The sequence below is a fragment of the Methylocystis silviterrae genome (genome assembly GCF_013350005.1).
Lineage (GTDB): Bacteria > Pseudomonadota > Alphaproteobacteria > Rhizobiales > Beijerinckiaceae > Methylocystis > Methylocystis silviterrae.
This window is the reverse complement of the sequence record NZ_JABVWW010000056.1, coordinates 1-1,278: the sequence shown is the minus strand read 5'-3', so window position 1 is coordinate 1,278 and position 1,278 is coordinate 1. Positions and strand designations below refer to the sequence as shown.

The 1,278-nt window shown below is 62.3% G+C and carries 1 protein-coding gene; it reads right to left on the bottom strand.

From position 1 onward, the window contains the following. Positions 1–143: 143 nt before the first annotated feature. Positions 144–1,226: a transposase gene (locus HUN39_RS18920; protein ID WP_175095976.1), complete on the bottom strand. Its 1,083-nt coding sequence runs from the start codon at positions 1,224–1,226 to the stop codon at positions 144–146. Positions 1,227–1,278 lie beyond the last annotated feature (52 nt).

The following is a 1,278-nucleotide window of genomic DNA, read 5'->3' as shown; positions in this document are numbered from 1 at the left end:
TGGACACCTCCAATAACCGGGCTTTTCGTGGACTGGCTGTTGGGCGTGAGGCGGCTCGAGGCCATCCTTCCGGGAAGAATCGGTTCATGGGCTTCGAAAGCGGCGTCGCCCGGTGAGCGGCGCCGTCTTTGCCGCTAATTTTGCTACGCAGGCGCCCCTCTCTCGCGCAGCCAGACGAAGCGGCGCATGTTGTAGGCGAGATTGGCGAGCCCTATCTTGAGCCGCGCCCGCGCCAGGCCGATTGTTCGCACGAACAGGCCCATCAGCCCCTTCTGATGCGCGAACACATGTTCGACGGCGCTGCGCACTTTCGACTTCTGCGCATTGGCGATGCGCGTTCGCTCCGGCATCGGCTTGCCCTTGGGCTTCTTGCGATGAATGCGCGAGATGAAGCCGCGCCGCGACAGCATCGCTTCATTCTTCGCCGAGCGATACGCCGTGTCCGCATAGACCTCGCTCGCCGTGTTGGTTTTGTCGAGCACATCCTCCAGCCGCGCGCCGTCATGCGCGGCGGCGTGTGTCGCCGTCCATTTGCGGATCAGCCCATGCGCCCGGTCGATCGACACATGGTTCTTGTATCCGAAGGCGGGGATGGCGAGATCGACCGGCGGAAGCGAGCCGTCCTCCCGCACTTTGGCTTTCGTGTATTTGACCGTCCAGCGCGCGTCGCGATCTTTCTGTGCGAGCTTCGCCGGCTTGTCCTTCCATTCCTCTGGAATGCGGCCGTCCTTGATCGCCTGCTTCTCGCCGTTCGTATTGCGCTGCTTGGGCGCGGCGACAATTGTGGCGTCGACGATCTGGCCGGACATCGCGAGAAAGCCGGCCTCGCGCAGCGCTGCGTCAAACTGCTCGAACAAGACGTCGGCCGCATTCGCCTTCTTCAGCGCCTCGCGGAACGTCCAGATCGTATTGGCGTCGGGAACCGCGTCGGCCAAACCCAATCCGAGAAAGCGCATGAACGACAGGCGGTCCTTGATCAGATATTCGCAGCGCTCGTCCGACAACGAATGCATTGCTTGCAGGATCAGCACCTTGAACATGAACACAGGATCGAACGGCGGACGCCCACCCTTGGAGCGATCGGCACGCGGCACTGCCGCCTCCAGCGCCGCCCGGAACATCTCAAAATCGACCAGCGCCTTCACGCGCTCAAGATCGTCCCCTTTGGCCGACAGCTCAGCCAGCCGTTCGTCGACATCGAAAAATCCGGGCGTTCCCTTCGCCATGGCCGCGATCCCCTTGCGACATGACCAAGTGAATCAACTCAACCCCGATTTG

Excerpts from the sequence above, each read along its gene's own strand:
- HUN39_RS18920 (WP_175095976.1), bottom strand. The coding sequence starts at position 1,226 with ATGGCGAAGGGAACGCCCGGATTTTTCGATGTCGACGAACGGCTGGCT.